Below are 17086 nucleotides of genomic sequence, written 5' to 3'. Positions count from 1 at the left end.
ACGTACACGCCCCAGTCCACATCTCCGGCTAGACGAGATTTCCTCCTGTCTTCGTTGCTTCGTGTTGATCCGCAGACGTCTGGCTGTCCAACTGACGCAAGGGAATAAACGTGACCGGCCCGGCGGTGGGCGGATTGTGGAAGTCGGTCAGGAGCTGCGCCTCGAGCGCCCTGACTTTCTCCACATTGGCTTCCTTGACGTGGCCGAAGCCGCGGATCTGCCCTGGCAGCGAGGCGATCTGCACGGCGATGGCATGATTGGCCGGGGTCAGTTGGTCGATCAGCACCAGCAGTTGCTGCTCGTAATGCACGATCAGGCGGCGCTCCATGCGGCGCTCATCAGTGAACCCAAACAGGTCGAGCGGTGTGCCGCGCAGCCCCTTGAGTCTGGCGAGCAGGCTGAAGACATGCCCAACCCAGGGACCAAATTCGCGCTTCTTCAGGTGACCGGTCAGCGGGTCGCGTCGGGAGAACAGCGGCGGCGCCAGGTTGTAGCGATAGCGGGCGCCATCCTCGAAGACTTCGCGCAGTTGGGCCTTGAATACCGGGTCGTTGTGCAGCCGAGCGACTTCATATTCGTCCTTGTAGGTCATTAGCTTGGCGAAGTTGCGCGCGACAGCCACAGCCAGGCTATCCACTCCAGGCATCACCCTGCTTTCGGCGGCGGCTACCGCATCTACCAGGCGACGATAGCGCTGGGCCCAGGCGACATTCTGGTAGTCGGTCAACAACCGGGTACGATGCTCGACGATATCCGCCAGCGCTGTAAGTGGCTTGAAGTCCAGCACTTGCGGCTGATGCAGCGCCAGCGCCGCCTCAATACGTCCCGGGTCGATGGCCTGCAGGCGACCGAGGGCAAAGGCCTCCTTGTTGAACTGAACGGATACACCATTGATTTCCACCGCCCGCTCCAGCGCTTGCGGCGAGACCGGCAACAAGCCAAGCTGCACGGCGTAGCCGAGCATGAACAGGTTTGCAGCAATGCTGTCGCCCATCAGCGCCAACCCCAGGCCGCTGGCGTCGACACCATAGAGCTCGCGCGACAGCTTCTGGAGGTGACCGACGATGCGCTCGCGGTCAACTTGCAGATCCGGATTGCGCTGGAAGGCCGGCGTCGGCGTGATGCGCATATTCACCACAGTGCGAGTCCGGCCGACATCCAGCGTTACCGCCGGCTCCTTGGACAGCGCGGCGACTGCGTCGAACGCCAGGGCCAAGTCGGCCTCACCGAGACCGAGCTTCTGCGCACCCAAAGCGGAGTCATCGGCCGCGATCCGCACGTGGCTGTAAACTGCCCCGTTCTTCTGACTCAGGCCAGTCATGTCGAACACCGAGCAAGCCTTGCCCTCCAGGTGAGCAGCCATCGCCAGCAACGCGCCGACAGTTACTACCCCAGTGCCGCCGATACCGGACACCATGATGTTGAAAGCGCCATCCAGCATCACCTGGCTCGGTGCCGGTAGATTCTGGATTAGCTCTGCGACCATGTCGGACTTCTTCGGCTTGCGCGGTTCGGCACCGAGTACGGTGATGAAGCTTGGGCAGAAGCCCTTCACGCAGCTGTAGTCCTTGTTGCAGTTGGACTGATCGATCTGGCGCTTGCGCCCCAGTTCGGTCTCCTTCGGCCACACACTGACGCAGTTGGACTGTACCGAGCAGTCGCCACAGCCTTCGCAAACATCGGAATTGATGAACATGCGCTTGGCCGGGTTGGGGAATTTGCCGCGCTTGCGGCGCCGACGTTTCTCGGCAGCGCAGGTCTGCTCGTAAACGATCACCGTGACGCCCTGGACCTCGCGCAGCTCACGCTGCACCGCTTCGTAATCGTCGCGGTGGTGCACCGTCACTCCGGTACCGAGGCCACTTTGTTTGCCGTAATTGTCCGGGTTGTCGGTGACCACCACGCAGCGCTGCACACCTTCGGCGAGTACCTGGCGGGTAATGTCTCCGGGGGTCAACGGCCCATCCACCGGCTGGCCACCGGTCATCGCCACTGCATCGTTGAACAGGATACGGAAGGTTATGTTGACCTTCGCCGCCACCGCCCCGCGGATAGCCAGCAAGCCCGAGTGGTAGTAGGTGCCATCGCCCATGTTCTGGAAGATATGTGGCGTATCGGAGAAATGCCCGAGGCTGAACCAGTGTCCACCCTCGCCGCCCATGTGAGTGTTGGGCAGCATCGCCGGGCCGCTGTACATGGCCATGGCATGACAACCGATACCACCGGCAGCGATGCTGCCTTCCACCGTACGGGTACCGGTGTTGTGCGGACAGCCGGAGCAGAAGTATGGCGAGCGTGCAGCCTCGGCAGGGTCCATCGAGGCGATCCGCTCGAGGATCTTCACCAGATCGGCGGAACGTGCGAACGCAGAGTCTGCCTGAATACCCAGGCGCCGCAGGCGCTCGGCGATCACCACAGCCAATTGTGTCGGTTCGAGCTGAACATCAGAGGGGATCATGAACGCGCCGTCCTCGTCGAGCTTGCCGACTATCAACGGTGCGTCCTCCATACCGTAGAGAATCGCCTTGGCCTGGCTCTCCACCAACGGGTCCTTTTCCTCGATGAACAGCAGTTCATCGTGTCCGCTGGCGAACTCTCGCAGCCCCTGCGGCTCGATCGGATACATGCAGCCGAGCTTGTAGAAGGAGATACCTAACATGGCCGCACCGGCAGCATCGAGGCCGAGCATGGCCAGGGCCTGGATCACGTCCTGCACAGCCTTGCCGGCCGACACGATACCCAGGCGACGCCGTGGTGCATCGATGCGAACCTCGTCGATACGATTGGCGCGGACGAATTTCTCGATCAGTGGCCAGCGATAGCGTTTGACCACTACTTCCGACTGCTGGCGGTCGATGTGCGAGGAATAGTTGTGGATGCCGTTGGGCGGAAGCTCGCCATAAGGAGGCAGCACCGGCGTAACGATGGCGGCGCCGACATCGACGGTCATCGTCTGTTCGAGCGTCTCGTTGCACATCTTGAAGCCGGTATACAGGCCGGTGTAGCGCGACATGGCGAAACCGAGCAGCCCCAGGCGCACCACGTCAAACACATTCGATGGTGCCAGGATCGGCATATTGCAGTGCATCAGCGCAACTTCGCTCTGGTGCGCCAGAGTCGAGGACTTGCCGGAATGGTCGTCACCGGCCACCACGAGTACGCCACCGTTGGGGTGGGTGCCACCGACGTTGCCATGCTTGAGCGGGTCGCCGGAACGATCCACACCCGGGCCCTTGCCGTACCAGATGGCAAACACACCATCCTTGTTCGGCTTTGGCGCACCAGCCAGCATCTGGGTGCCCCACACGGCAGTGGCGGCCAGATCCTCGTTGACGCCGGGCTGGAACAGGATGTCGTGCTGTTCCAGCAGTTTCTTCACTCGCCACAGCTCTAGGTCGTAACTGCCCAGCGGCGAGCCACGGTAACCGGAGATGAATCCCGCTGTGTTCAGTCCGTTGGCCCGGTCGATCTCGCGCTGCAGCATCGGTACGCGAACGAGCGCCTGCGTCCCGGTCATCAGTACGGTCCCGCTCTCGGCGGTGTATTTGTCCTCTAGCTTCACGTCACGCATGATTATTGTTTTCCGTAGATCGTTGGAGCGGAGCCCGAGCGGTGTCAGGCCGATACCGGGCGCGTACGGTAGTGCGTCGGTTCGAATGGATAGGTAGCGTTCTTCGCCACTAGATAGGCTGAGAAGGCCTCGTCGAAAGCGGTCAGCACTCGCTGCGAGCTGTCGCGCCCGGCCACCTGTTGCGCCCACTGCTCAAGACCCAATTCGGCCAAGATGGAACGTTGGTAGACGAACAAGCAGACGCGTTCGGCGATGTCCAAGCAGTAGAAGGCGAACAGGTCGGCATAGCCGAGTGACTCACCCAGCAGGTAGGGACGCGGTACCACCAAACGCCGCAGCGCCGCAGTGGAGCGGTCCAGGGTGAAACGCGAGGCCTCCAGTGTGGAGATGTCGTTATCACCGCCCATGAAAACGCCGGGGAACAACGCACGCACTGGCACTTCAACGTACATCTGCACGACATTGATGATCTGCCGGGCCCGGGCACGCAGGAACGCATCGGCCGGGTACAGGCCGGTCGGCCCCATCAGATCCTCAAGGTATTCGAGAATGGCCACGGTTTCCGCCAACCAGCCATGTTCGGTTTCCAGCACGGGAATCTTGCCCATCGGGCTCAGAACGAGGAACGACTCGTCCTGGCTAGCACGCCGCGGCACCACCTCGAAACGCGCCCCGACCTCGATCAGCGCGGCGTGCGCGATATTGAAGTAGTTGCTCACGGCATAGCCGTGCAGGCGCAGCAGCGGCCCGTTCATCACGCCTGCCCTGCCGTACCGGCGCAGTCGAAGATCTTGCCGGGATTGAGAATGCCGCGCGGATCCAACAGGCGCTTCAGATCCTGCATCAGTTGCCGCTCGACCGGACTGCGGCTGATCGGGAACCAGCGCTTCTTCTCCAGACCAATGCCATGCTCGGCAGAAACCGAACCGCCGTAGTCAGCCAGCGGCTCGTAGACACAGGCTTCGATCGCAGAGCTCTCCTCGGGTGTACCCGCACCAATGGCAATATGCAGGTTGCCGTCGCCGACATGTCCGAGGAAGGCAATCGCACCTTGCGGCCAACCAGCCTTCAGGCGCTCAGCGACACGCTGCATGTAGGGCTCCATGTCGCCGACCGGCAGGGAGATATCGAAGGCATGGAAGGGGCGGAAATCGTTGAGCAGGTGCTCCAGGTCTTCACGAATCGCCCAGATCGAATGCTTCTCACGCTCGGAGCGGGCGATCACCGCGTCATCGACCAAGCCCTTCTCGATCCCTCCCGACAGGGCTCGCTCGAACAGCTCCGCATCACGCTCCTGACTGGCACCGAGGGACTCGATGATCGCGTAATAAGGCTTATCCGAGGGCAGCGGCGGATGATGGCGACCAGGGCCGGTATTGACCCGATAGAAGTTGTTGTCGATCAGCTCGAAGGCGCTCAACTGCCCGCCAAGTGCGCCATCCATATGGCGCAGCAGTTGGGCGATCTGCTCGAAGTTGCTAGCGCAGACCATCGCAGTGTTGCTGCTCGATGGTAGCTCGCGCAGACGCAGCACCAGACGGGTGATCACCCCCAGCGTGCCCTCGCTGCCAATGAACAACTGCTTGAGGTCGTAGCCAGTGTTGTTCTTGATCATGCGATTGAGCGACGACACCACTCGGCCGTCGGCCAATACCGCCTCGAGACCGAGCACCTGCTCGCGCATCATGCCGTAGCGGATAACCCGCACACCGCCAGCGTTGGTGGCGGCGTTGCCGCCCAACTGACAAGAGCCACGCCCCCCCAGATCGAGCGGGAAGCTCAGACCGAAAGGCTGTAGGTGATCCTGCAGGGTTTCCAAGATCACGCCCGCCTGCACGGTGACCGTACGATTGGCAGGATCGACGTGTTCGATCCGATTCATCCGCTCCAGCGACAGCACCAAGTCGCCAGGCCGTGTCTGAGTCGCGCGCACCCACCCAGACATCCCTCCCTGAATCACCACGGGCTGACCCGCCGTGTTGCACAGAGCCAGGACACGGGCCACCTGATCGACGTCAGCCGGCCGGACGATGGCATCAGCCTCAATGCGGCTCATAAAAACGCCCGGATGGCGCGAACTGACATCCTGGCCAACGAGGAGCCCATTGTCGCCAACGATCGCGCGTAGCTGTTCGAGAAACTCGACCGGTATCCGCCCTACGCCGCTGGCGGCATTCGACGGGAGGTCGGCCTGGAGTTGGGAAGAAATGTCTGATGTGGTCATAAGCATTGCGGGCCTGTTCTTGGAGTTATCGCGGTCGCACGCCCTGCGGATGGCATGGCACGCAGGCTGGGTGGACTTCATTCTTGGCAAATAGCCGCAACCCCGCGATGGCTGTGCGAAGAGGCAGAAAGCAATTCGTGCCAAATTTGCGACCAGCCGGCAGGTGGTCGCTTGCGCGGGAAAGACATTCCGGGAGGAGTTTCTGACGCTGCGTCAGCAATGGCCCATCAGAATGGGGGCCATGGATGGCGAGCTGAAACGATTGGAATCGGCATGGCGTTCGAGCTTGATCCGACTATGGTTCGCTCGGGAGTACGCCGTATCGTGTCGCCGGACGTCAGCAGTTGCCACGCTGTTTCCTGGCGGGCACCCCAGCCATGCCAGTGGCGGGTGCAGTGCCCTGGGGATACAAGGCTGCGCTTCCATCATCGATCACCATGCGGACACGGCAGCTCTCCCCTACCATCAGGGAGAACTCAGGGGCATGTACCCACTCAGCACAACGGGGTCGCGGTCGTGTGTATCAGAAGGGCTTGGCACGCATCATGTAGAAAGCCAACAGAAGCGCTACCACCTGTACCAGCAAGGCAACCCGTCGCCTGGTATCCCCGTGCTCACTGGCAAAGGCTCGCCTGGACATCGTCGCGGCAATGCCATGAACCAGGAACAGGGCCAGGCCCACGTACGGGAACAGCATGAAGCGCCATGGGCCGACAAAGGTGACGGCCAGGCCGGTGAGCCCCATTAGGCCAGCGACCGCGCGATGGGCGATGTAGGCGGCCTTCTTGCCGCCACTCGGCCCGGCAGCGTTGCCCTTGCCTCCATTCCAGGCCAGGAATGACCAGGCGACCGTCAGCAGCAACGACAGAACCGCCGTCAGAAGATGGGAGTGTTTGAGAGCGACATACATGAGAAGTCCTTATTTTTTTGAAAAAACGCTGAGCCGGAGCAGGTGTCGATTCGTCCTTGCAGAGCTAGCACCGCGCTCCCACCTCATCCGCCCGGAGGTGACGATCGTTTGTGCCCGCAAAGGATGTTCACCAGAGCTTTCACCGAGTTGCGCAATTCATCGACCGCCGTCATATCCAGGCCCAGTTGCAGGGCCAGAGTTTCCGGAACGGACAGGGCATCCGCGCGCAGCTCGCGCCCGTGCGCCGTGAGGTCGATGAGCACTCGCCGCTCATCCTCGGGGTCGCGCCGCCGGCTGATGAATCCCCCTTGCTCCATACGCTTGAGCAGCGGAGTCAGGGTTCCAGAGTCTAGGTGCAGGCGTTCCCCCAGATCCCCGACACTGGCTGGGGAGCGCTCCCACAGCACCAGCATGACCAGATACTGCGAGTAAGTGAGTCCGAGTGGCTCCAGCACCGGCCGATAGAGACGTGTCAACAGATTGGATGCGGCATAGATGGGAAAGCAGACCTGGCGATCCAGCATGAGTGGATCATCGTCCTTCTTGATTTTCGCGAGTTCCTTGGGACGTTTTCCTGCCTTCATCTCAATCGCCTATCTGGTTCGACTGCACACTGGTGGCGACATGTTCAAAGCGCCAACAGCAATTAATTGCTAGCAATTGTATTGCTAGCCTATGAATTGGTAAATGCACCACAATGCTTCCTCCTAGATTTTGCAAGGGAATACCGTCATTTCGCCGATGCTAGGCGTGGTGGGATCAGCAGTTAGGTGAACGGTCAGGATTCATAGGGGTTGGTTCAGTCATTGCGTCCGGTCACCCGAGCTTGCGGGAACAACATCGAGATCGGACAGCGAACGTGGCTCATACAGCGGGTAGCCGTTCAGCTCGCTTCGGTAGCGGGCAGCATGCGGAAGTAGTCGCACCATTCGGCGATCCATCCGTCGCGTATCACGAAGATGCCCATTAGGTGGATCGTCGCGATAACGGTGCTGTCGGCCTTGCGCAGGTAGTCGACGCGCTCGGTGAACACGCGCTCGCCGTCCTGCGCGATCGCCAGCATGTCCACCGCGATGTTGTCTAGGCCCGGCGCGAACGTCTCGATCAGAGCGATCGCGTCGGCGCGCGTCGTGGTGCGGGTCAAGCTGACGTTCTCGTAGAGCGCATCCTCGGCCAGCCAGTCGGCAAACGATTGCCTGAGCGATCCCAGTCCTTGTGGTCATACGCCAATGAAGGACTGCACGACATCGACGAGAGTGAGTGATGACATCGTCTTTTCCTCTCCTGCTCGGATGATTCGGGTCCGCCGGGAGTGCCAGCCTGGGCGGATGCCGCGGCAGCACACCTTAGCCACAACGGCATCACCAAAACCTGACGCCAGCCGCGAGCGCCAGGTTCGCTATCGGCACGTGGATCACGTCAACGCGTATGCACCGTCAGCACCACATCGACGTTGCCACGTGTCGCGTTGGAGTACGGGCAGACCTTGTGCGCCTCAGCGACGATCACCTCGGCCTTGGCCTGCTCGATACCGACCAGGGTCACCTCCAGCGCGACCGTCAGCCCGAAGCCGCCGGCAGCGTTTGGCCCGATGCCGACCGCGGCGACCACTTCCACGTCGTTGTCGCGGATCTTCACCTCCTGGTTGCGGGTCGAGTGGATGATCGCATTGCCGAAACAGGCCGCGTAGCCGGCGGCAAACAGTTGCTCGGGGTTGGTCGCCCCACCCTTGCCGCCAAGGCCAGCAGGCAGGGCCAATTGCAGGTCAAGCAATCCGTCGTCACTGCGAACGGTGCCATTGCGACCACCGATGGCGGTGGCCTTCGCGGTATACAGCACACTCATGAAGCATCTCCTTAACGTTGGCTCAGTCCAGAATGGAAGCTACAAATTATATTGCTAACAATATAATTGACAACAACATGACAATGAGAAACCGCTTCCGGCCGGCAATAACCTCAGCAGATACCTCAGGAAGCGCTCAATTGCCTCTGAACAGCGCTCTGCGTTTGGCGAAGAATGCGGCGATGCCTTCACGGAAATCGCCGCTGCCGGCACAAGCACGAAATGCCTCGTGCTCGGCGTCTAGCTGTTGCTCCAGGGTTCGACTGGACGCACCTCGCAACAGCCGTTTGATCTCCCCATAGGCGAACCCTGGCCCAACAGCCAAACGCTGTGCCAGCTTCCGGGTTTCCACCACCAAGTCGTCCTGCGCTACGACCTGGGCGACGAGCCCGAGCTGCAGCGCCCGTTCGGCTGACAGCACCTCGTTGAGCAGAGCCATACGCATGGCGCGCTGCAGGCCGACCTGCCGCACCAAATGCCAGGAGCCACCAGCATCGAGGCAGGTAGCGATGCCACTGTAGGCCAGACAGAACCTGGCGTCGGCCGCAGCGATAGTCAGATCGCAGCCCAGGGCGATACTCATGCCTGCACCGGAAACCGCACCCTGCACACTACCGAGGACGGGTTGCGGAAACGTCGCCAGCAAGGCCAGGGCTTGGTGTAGCGGTTCAATGATCTCCGAGGCCAGTTGCACCGGATCGGCGGCGGCGTGGAATGCCGCCAGATCACCACCTGCCATGAAGGCCCGGCCTGTGCCGGACAGCACGATAACCCGAACGTCTGTCCGCTCCCGCAGCTCCTCGCAGAGGGCCAACAAGCAGCGCGCGCTGTCCACGTCGATGGCGTTGAGCGCCTCGGGGCGGTCGAAGATGACTTCGGCGATGCCAGCCTCGACCTCCAGCCTGACCGGGACCGCCTTCATACCGTGACCGCCAGTGCCTTCAGCGGTGTTTCTGCATTGCCCAAGGCCTGCAGGTCAGGTTTCACACCGGCCTTTACCAGAGCCTTGCCCTGCACGTAGTCACGCGTCAGGTTCACGCAATCCAGCGCCAGCACACGCCCTTCCTTCAGGTAAACAACGGAGAAGCTGCGCGAGGTGGGGTCGCCCCGTAACACTGTCTGGTCGTAGCCCGCCGAAAGGCCGATGGTCTGCAGTTTCAGGTCGTATTGGTCGGACCAGAACCAGGGAACCGCATCGTAGGCCTCAGGCTGCCCAACCAGATACTTGGCCACCACCTTGGCCTGGTCGTTGGCATTTTGCACCGACTCCAGGCGTATCGGCCCTGGCAGGGCGCAATAGCGGTTTACGTGGGCGGCGCAATCACCGATGGCGAACACATCCGGCAAACCACTGCGGCAGAACTCGTCGACTTGCACACCATTGCCTTGCGGCAGGCCGGCAGCGATCAGCGGCTCGACCGCAGGAATAATGCCGATGCCGACGATGACCATGTCCGCCGGCAGCAGTGTGCCATCGCCCAGGGCCACGGCGCTAACCCTACCTTCTTCGCCGACCAGACGCTCGACCGCCACCCCGAGGCGTACGTCCACTCCATGACCACGATGTTCGGCCTCATAGAAGCGCGATAATTCCTCCCCGGCCACGCGGGCCAGCACCCTGTCCTGAGCTTCCAGTACCGTCACCGACTTGCCAAGCTTGCTCAGTACCGCCGCAGCCTCCAAGCCGATGTAACCACCACCGATCACCACTACCCGGCGGGTACCATCAAGCTCAGCAATCATTCGGTCGACGTCGGCGCGATTGCGCACCGAGTGCACTCCAGCCAGATCGTACCCCTCGCAGCTCAGGCGTCGAGCCGCCCCGCCGGCAGCCCAGACCAATGCCCCGTATTCGATGCTCTCGCCAACGGCAGTCTCCAGACGGTGCGCCTGGGAATCGACCTTGACCACGCGCTCGCCGAGGCGCAGCTCAATATGCTTTTCGTTCCAGAAGCTCGCCGGGCGCAGGAGAAAATGGTCGAAACCCTTCTCGCCCGCCAGGTAGTCCTTGGATAGCGGCGGGCGCTCGTATGGCAACTCGCGCTCTTCGCCGATCAAAACAATGCTCCCCTGGAATCCCGACTGCCTGAGCAGGCTCGCGGCCTGTGCCCCTGCATGTCCGGCGCCGACAATCACCACATCTTTACGCATCGTCCATCCCCTCTTGTCGTTGTTGCGACCGTCGCTCAGTCTTCCGGTGCCAGAGTCACCCGAAGCCCGTCGAGCTCCTCGCGAAACACCACCTGGCAGGACAACCGCGAGGTCGGCGTGCGGTGCTCGGAACTATCGAGCAGGTCGTTCTCGTCGGCACCCATCGGCTCCAGACGATCAGCGAACGCAGGGTCGACAATGACGTGACAGGTGGCGCACGAACAGGTCCCGCCGCACAATGCGAGGATTTCATCCACCCCGCCGCTGCGCATGATTTCCATCAGAGTCTGCGAGGCTTCCGCCTGCAGAGTCATCAATTCACCTTCACGGTTTTCAACGATGAGAATGCCCATTTCGGTTCTCGCTGTTCTTGTCTTGTTGTTGTAGGCCGCTACCGCGGTCAGCCGTACGGACCAATCCCGGAAGTCATCCGTTCGCGCCAAGTGGACGACAGTGCGAAGCAATTCCCATGGCTCGCGGCCAGTCGGTCGGCGCTTTCGAGAAAGTACGCCAGTCCCTCTACCTCGACAAACGATACCGGGCCACCGCTCCAGCTCGGGAAACCAGCCTCGATCGCCGCCGCATCCGCCTCCAGCGGATCGGCGATCAGGCCCTCCTCAAGGCAACGCAGGGCCGCCAGGGACTGCACATAGAGCAGACGCTGGCGGAGCTCGGCCATCATGGTGAAATCCACCTCGTGCTCACCCCACGGCTGTACCGTGTCCGCCATTTCGACTCGCACTGCATGGCGGCGAACCAGATTGTTCACCAGTACTACCGGGGCACCTTCGTCCAGCATCGCCAGTCGCTCCTCGAGCACCGACTGGCGCAGACGTTGCAGGTAGATCTCCGGGTCGCCGCGTTCGACGCGTCTGGATAGGACCTGGCGAGAAATGAAGAAGGTGCGTGCCATGGCTTCGGCCCGGGGTGAACGCACGGTGTTGAAGAAATAGCGAGACTCGATGCGCAGGCCGGCATCGATCGGAACCTGCGCCCCTTCATAGACACACTTAAGAACGTTGCCCAGTGCCGGATGATCGGCTCCCGAGTTGGCCAGACGCGCGGCAATGGCTGGCGCAAAACCTCGGTAACCCTGCGGCGAGTGCGGTCCGCCACCAGGTAGCTTGAACGCCGGGTCATCCCACGGCGCCTGCGCCTGAGGATGTTCGAGCACCCAGCGACGGGCAGTATCCAGCAGGGAGTCGGCGGGCACCCGAGCATGCAAGATACCGCCGGCCAAGGCCGCGTCGGCAGTGATCGGCACACCATCGAGCAGATAAGGCAAGGCGGCCTCGATACCGATTAGGCGCATCAGCCTCTGGGTACCACCTGCCCCCGGCAGCAAGCCGACCCCTGTCTCGGGAAAAGCCAGGCGCAGTTTCGGGTCATCCACCGCAACGCGGTAATGACAAGCCAGCGCCAACTCCAGTCCGCCGCCAAGGGCCATCCCGTTGATGGCGGCTGCCACCGGCTTGCCACAGGTTTCCAGGGCACGTAGGCGGCGCGACAGGCTGCTGCTCTCGACCAACCCCTGGCGTAGCGCCTGCTGGTCGCGGGCCGCACGCCAACGTTTGAAATGACCGACGATCTCCGGCAGGTCCGCTCCGGCGCAGAAGCCGCTGGGCTTGGCGGAGATCAGCACCGCTCCGCGAATCCGCTCCGAGTCGCGCAGCATTTCCACCACGGCGTCCAGTTCGGCCTGCACCTCGTCACTGATGACGTTCATGCTCTTGCCGGGAATATCGAAGGTGACCAGGGCAACGCCGTCGTCATCGATCGCGATCGAAAAATTCTTCATGCTCGTCCCCTCACACCCGCTCGATAACGGTGGCGGTACCCATACCAGCACCGACGCACAGGTTGACCAGTGCAGTCTGCCTATCACTGCGCTCCAACTCGTCCAGTGCAGTGCCGAGGATCATCGCCCCGGTAGCGCCCAGCGGGTGCCCCATGGCAATAGCTCCGCCGTTGACATTGACCTTGGCCGGGTCTAGCTCCAGCTCCTGCAGGTAGCGCAGCACCACCGCGGCGAAAGCTTCGTTAAGCTCAAACAGATCGATATCGGAGATAGCCATGCCCAGCCGTCGCAGAACCTTCTGTGTCACCAGTGCCGGCCCGGTGAGCATGATGGTCGGCTCCGAGCCAATGGAGGCCATGCCCAGGATCCGCGCACGCGGCTTCAGACCGAGCGCCTCACCAGCCATCTTCGAACCAATGAGCACTGCGGACGCGCCATCGACCATTCCGGATGAATTGCCGCCATGGTGGACATGCTCGAGCCTCTCGACCTGCGGATAGCGTTGCAACGCCGCGGCGGCATAGCCGGACTCTCCCATCCTGACGAAAGCTGGCTTGAGTCCGGCCAGCGACTCCAGGGTGGTCTGCGGACGCATGTGTTCGTCGCGCTCCAGCAGAACGATGCCGGACTGGTCCAACACCGGAACGATAGAGCGGGTGAAACGGCCCTCACTCCACGCCTGCGCTGCACGCCGCTGGCTCTCGACCGCGTAGCTATCGACATCCTCACGACTGAAGCCATGCAGGCTGGCTATCAGATCGGCGCCAATCCCCTGAGGTGCGTAGTAGTGATCGAAGGCGAAAACCGGATCGACCATCATCGCCCCGCCGTCGGCGCCCAGCGCCACCCGGGACATGGACTCGACTCCCCCGGCTACGACAAAGCGCGCCTCCCCGCTGGCTACCTTGCCGGCGGCGATATTGCAGGCCTCCAACCCCGAAGCGCAGAAGCGGTTGAGGTGCACACCCGGCACGCTCTGATCGTAGCCGGCCACCAGTGCGGCGATACGGGCGATATCACTGCCCTGCTCCCCCACCGGCATCACGCAGCCGAGGATCACGTCATCAACCAACGCAGTATCGAGCCCGTTGCGCTCACGGATGGCATGCAGCACTTGGCTGGCCAGGTTCAGGGCGGTCACTTCATGCAGGGCCCCGTCGGGGCGGCCGCGGCCACGCGGAGTGCGCACCGCATCATAGATATAGGCGGAAGTCATGCTGTCTCCGATTGCCGTATGGCTAGCGCGGCGCCAGACGAATCGCGCCGTCGAGACGTACGGACTCGCCATTCATGTAGGCGTTGGTGATAAGGAACGTAGCCAGGTCGGCATACTCCTCGGGTAAGCCAAGGCGCTGCGGGAAGGGCACCGAGACCGCCAGCGACTGCTGCACGTTTTCTGGCAGACCGGCCATCATCGGCGTGGCGAACAGGCCAGGCAGGATAGTGTTGATTCTCACACCGTCACCGGCCAGGTCACGGGCGATCGGCAAGGTCATGCCGACTACACCGGCCTTGGAGGCAGCATAGGCCGCCTGGCCCACCTGTCCGTCCTGGGCAGCGACGCTGGCAGTATTGACGATCACTCCGCGCTCGCCGTGCTCCAGCGGCTCGAGTGTCAGCATGCCGGCTGCCGAACGGGCCAGGCAGCGGAAGGAGCCAACCAGATTGATCTGTACCACCCGGTCGAAATCGGCGCTAGGAAACACCTTGATTTCGCCGGTCTTGCGATCGCGTCCGGCGGTTTTGATGCCTTTCGAAATACCGGCGCAATTCACCAGGATGCGCTCCTGGCCATGCACCTCTCGAGCACGAGCGAAGCCTACGTCAACTGACTCGTCCGACTGCACGTCGACCTGACAGAACACCCCCCCCACTTCCCGAGCCACCTGTATGCCGCGCTCTGCGTTCATGTCAAAGATAGCGACCTTCACACCACTCGCAGCTAGCCTGCGGACTACCGCCTCCCCTAACCCAGAGGCACCACCGGTCACCACCGCGGCGATGTTCGAATCCAGCTTCATAGCACTCACCTTTCTTGTAGATCTTATTGTTGCGGACCAATTGCCCGCCAAGCCGTCGGCCAGTGACACACATTGTCCGCACTGTGCTTGGTCGGGCCACAACCGAAAATGCCATTACATGCCTTTTCACGACATTAATCGGCGCCAGCCCCCGACTCGCTCTAGTGCCTCCAACAAGAACGGCTTCAAGATTCCTTCAGACACGCGGGGCACACCCGCCAGATCATTCGAAATGGCAGACAAAGAAGGAGATGAAAATGCGCATATTGATCGTCGGGGCAGGCGCCATTGGCGGTTACATCGGCGGGCGCCTGTTACAGGCGGGGCAGGACGTAACCTTCCTGGTCCGCCCCCAACGAGCAGTGATGCTCGCCCGCGAGGGCCTCGTCGTGAAAAGCCCGCGCGGAGACATCCACTATCCCTCTCCAATCTGCGTGTTGGGCGGTGAGATACAGCAGCCCTATGACCTGATCCTACTGAGCTGCAAATCCTACGATCTGGAGCGAGCGATGGAGGACTTCTCTCCGGCCGTCGCCGAGCATACCGCCATCCTTCCGCTGCTTAATGGCATGCGGCACCTAGACCTGCTGGAGAGGCGCTTCACACGACACAACGTACTGGGCGGCCAGTGCCGCATCTCGCTCGACCGGGACGCTTCCGGCGCCATCGTCCATCACAATGACGTCAATCAAATCTCGTTCGGTGAACTGGACGAAGAGAGAAGCCCTCGCACCCAGGCAATTGCCGTAGCTCTGCATGGTGGCGCTGGCTTCGAGGCGATCCCCTGCACACGGATAGTGCAGGAGATGTGGGAGAAATGGGCTCTGATAGCCACCGGCGCGGGTATCACCTGCCTGATGCGAGCTGCGCTGGGTGACATTCTAGCGGCGGGTGGAAAGCACCTGGTCGTCGCGCTTCTCGACGAGTGCGCGGAGATTGCAGCCAGGGCCGGCTACCCCTTACGTGATGCCATCCGCCATCGCTACCTGGAGGTACTGACGGAGCCAAGCTCCCCCCTGATGGCGTCGGTCCTGCGTGACGTCGAGCGAGGCGTGGAGACCGAAGCCGAGCACATCCTGGGCGATCTCTTGGAGCGCCGGGGCCCACCTCAGGAAGACGATCGCTCGATTCTCGCCGTTGCGCTCGTTCACCTGAGGGCCTACGAAGCCCGCCGCATACGCGAAACCACTTACGGCTAATGAGAGGGCACTGATCAGTGCTATTGGCATCAAAAGGATGTCGATTCACTCCAGAGGAGATCCGCATGCTGTCATCGAAAAACAACAAGGCGGTACTGGCTTGCCTGTCACGACTCGTCGAAGCTCTAGAAGATTTTCCTACCGTCATTCTGCCCAGCCGCTGCGAGATGAGCACGCTGGCTACCCGTGCCTATCAGGCCTGGCAAGCGCATTCTGAGGAATATTCGCGCCAGCAGCAGCAACGCGATGAACTTCAGCTTGCACTGGATGCGCTCGCTAGCCAGATGTCCTCTAACGAAGCCCAACTACAGGCCGCCAACAGTCGTTTCGAACTGATCGGCCATGCGAGCGTTGACGGCTGGTGGAGCCAAGCCCTGATAACCGACAAGAGCGTGGATGAAGACGGGTGCTGGTACTCAGATCACTTCCATGCCTTGCTGGGATTTGATGGCGACGACTCGCATATCCCACCCGGTGGCTGGACAGCTCTGCTGCATGAGGAAGACAGGCAGACGACCTTGGACGCCCTGGCACGTCATCTGGCCAGGAAGCATGAGAGCCGCCCCTTCACCACTGAAGCCCGCCTACGCACAAAAAGCGGAGAGGACCGCTGGTTCTTGATTAGCGCCGCGATCCAGCGCGACGAACAAGGCGTGCCCCTACTCATGGCCGGAACCATTCGCGATATTCACGCTCAGCGCCAGCGGGACATCGAGCTCGACAGAACCCTGGTACGCTTCGAGCTATCCCGGGAGATGCTCAGCGACGGCCTCTGGGATATGGAGGTTATCGATGGCGATCCCCTCAACCCGAGCAACCCTTTGTGGTGGTCACCTCAGTTCCGCCACATGCTCGGTTTCGATGATGGGGAAGATTTTCCCAACGTGCTCGACAGTTGGGCTTCGCGCATCCACCCAGACGACAAACCGGATGTCATTGAACTATTCGCCGCTCACCTCGGCGATCGCAGTGGCAAGACGCCGTTCAAGTCCGTCTACCGAATCAAGTTGAAAAGCGGGGAGTACCGCTGGTTCCGCTCACTCGGCCAGACCCGGCGCACACCAGATGGCACGCCGGTACGTGTGGTCGGGGCGTTGGCCGACATTCATTTGGAGCGGTTGGAGGAGCAGTTGCGTGGCGAACAGGAACAGCAACGCCAGAACATGGAGCAGAGTCTGCAAAAACTGACGGAAATCGTCGGCGTCATCCACAGTATCGCCAACCAGACCAACCTGCTGGCACTAAACGCCGCCATCGAGGCCGCCCGCGCGGGCGATGCCGGACGGGGCTTCGCGGTGGTGGCTGACGAGGTCCGCAAACTCGCCAACCGTACGCGGGAGGCCACGCAACAGGCAGCCAACATGATC

At 61.8% G+C, this 17086-nt stretch carries 14 protein-coding genes and 2 pseudogenes; 3 read left to right on the top strand and 13 right to left on the bottom strand.

Going from position 1 to position 17086, the window contains the following annotated elements; all coding sequences use genetic code 11:
• Positions 1-28 precede the first annotated feature (28 nt).
• The 13 genes from M8R19_RS27120 to M8R19_RS27060 form a co-directional block, all read right to left on the bottom strand.
• A complete protein-coding gene (locus M8R19_RS27120) occupies positions 29-3571 on the bottom strand; it encodes an indolepyruvate ferredoxin oxidoreductase family protein (RefSeq protein WP_249919430.1) in 3543 nt (1180 codons plus the stop codon).
• 44 nt (positions 3572-3615) lie between these two features.
• A complete protein-coding gene (locus M8R19_RS27115) occupies positions 3616-4326 on the bottom strand; it encodes a glutathione S-transferase family protein (RefSeq protein WP_249919429.1) in 711 nt (236 codons plus the stop codon).
• Positions 4326-5795, bottom strand: coding sequence for an FAD-binding oxidoreductase (locus M8R19_RS27110; protein ID WP_249919428.1), 1470 nt, complete (start codon positions 5793-5795; stop codon positions 4326-4328). Before M8R19_RS27110 ends, M8R19_RS27115 begins: the two co-directional genes overlap by 1 nt.
• A 523-nt stretch (positions 5796-6318) precedes the next feature.
• On the bottom strand, positions 6319-6705 hold the full coding sequence (locus tag M8R19_RS27105; RefSeq protein ID WP_249919427.1) for a hypothetical protein: 387 nt from the start codon (positions 6703-6705) through the stop codon (positions 6319-6321).
• Between the two features lie 83 nt (positions 6706-6788).
• The gene (locus tag M8R19_RS27100; protein ID WP_249919426.1) at positions 6789-7289 is read right to left on the bottom strand and encodes a MarR family winged helix-turn-helix transcriptional regulator; all 501 of its coding nucleotides are present in this window, start codon (positions 7287-7289) and stop codon (positions 6789-6791) included.
• A 299-nt stretch (positions 7290-7588) separates the two neighbouring features.
• Positions 7589-7882 (bottom strand): limonene-1,2-epoxide hydrolase family protein, encoded by a 294-nt coding sequence (locus M8R19_RS27095; protein ID WP_419792504.1) that lies wholly within the window; start codon positions 7880-7882, stop codon positions 7589-7591.
• A gap of 242 nt (positions 7883-8124) precedes the next feature.
• Positions 8125-8550 (bottom strand): organic hydroperoxide resistance protein, encoded by a 426-nt coding sequence (locus tag M8R19_RS27090; protein ID WP_249919424.1) that lies wholly within the window; start codon positions 8548-8550, stop codon positions 8125-8127.
• Between the two features lie 136 nt (positions 8551-8686).
• Positions 8687-9472 (bottom strand): enoyl-CoA hydratase/isomerase family protein, encoded by a 786-nt coding sequence (locus M8R19_RS27085; RefSeq protein WP_249919423.1) that lies wholly within the window; start codon positions 9470-9472, stop codon positions 8687-8689.
• Entirely contained in the window at positions 9469-10701 is a 1233-nt protein-coding gene (locus tag M8R19_RS27080) for an NAD(P)/FAD-dependent oxidoreductase (protein WP_249919422.1), read from the bottom strand. Before M8R19_RS27080 ends, M8R19_RS27085 begins: the two co-directional genes overlap by 4 nt.
• A 35-nt stretch (positions 10702-10736) precedes the next feature.
• Entirely contained in the window at positions 10737-11054 is a 318-nt protein-coding gene (locus M8R19_RS27075) for a 2Fe-2S iron-sulfur cluster-binding protein (RefSeq protein WP_249919421.1), read from the bottom strand.
• A 47-nt stretch (positions 11055-11101) separates the two neighbouring features.
• Entirely contained in the window at positions 11102-12499 is a 1398-nt protein-coding gene (locus tag M8R19_RS27070; RefSeq protein WP_249919420.1) for an enoyl-CoA hydratase-related protein, read from the bottom strand.
• 10 nt (positions 12500-12509) lie between these two features.
• A complete protein-coding gene (locus tag M8R19_RS27065; RefSeq protein WP_249919419.1) occupies positions 12510-13715 on the bottom strand; it encodes an acetyl-CoA C-acetyltransferase in 1206 nt (401 codons plus the stop codon).
• Positions 13716-13737: 22 nt separating this feature from the next.
• The gene (locus M8R19_RS27060) at positions 13738-14520 is read right to left on the bottom strand and encodes an SDR family NAD(P)-dependent oxidoreductase (protein ID WP_249919418.1); all 783 of its coding nucleotides are present in this window, start codon (positions 14518-14520) and stop codon (positions 13738-13740) included.
• A gap of 257 nt (positions 14521-14777) precedes the next feature.
• Between M8R19_RS27060 and M8R19_RS27055 the strand changes: the two genes are divergently transcribed.
• From M8R19_RS27055 to M8R19_RS33560, 3 genes and pseudogenes are all read left to right on the top strand, one after another.
• The gene (locus M8R19_RS27055; RefSeq protein ID WP_249919417.1) at positions 14778-15719 is read left to right on the top strand and encodes a ketopantoate reductase family protein; all 942 of its coding nucleotides are present in this window, start codon (positions 14778-14780) and stop codon (positions 15717-15719) included.
• Between the two features lie 65 nt (positions 15720-15784).
• Positions 15785-16801 (top strand): annotated as a pseudogene (locus M8R19_RS33235) (PAS domain-containing protein); the annotation flags it as partial.
• Positions 16802-16876: 75 nt separating this feature from the next.
• Positions 16877-17086: pseudogene (locus M8R19_RS33560) on the top strand (methyl-accepting chemotaxis protein); the annotation flags it as partial.

The organism is Pseudomonas sp. R3.Fl, from assembly GCF_023516765.1.
In the GTDB taxonomy this organism is placed as follows: domain Bacteria; phylum Pseudomonadota; class Gammaproteobacteria; order Pseudomonadales; family Pseudomonadaceae; genus Pseudomonas; species Pseudomonas citronellolis.
The sequence above is the reverse complement of the archived record's forward strand: the minus strand, read 5'-3'. Positions and strand labels throughout refer to the sequence as shown.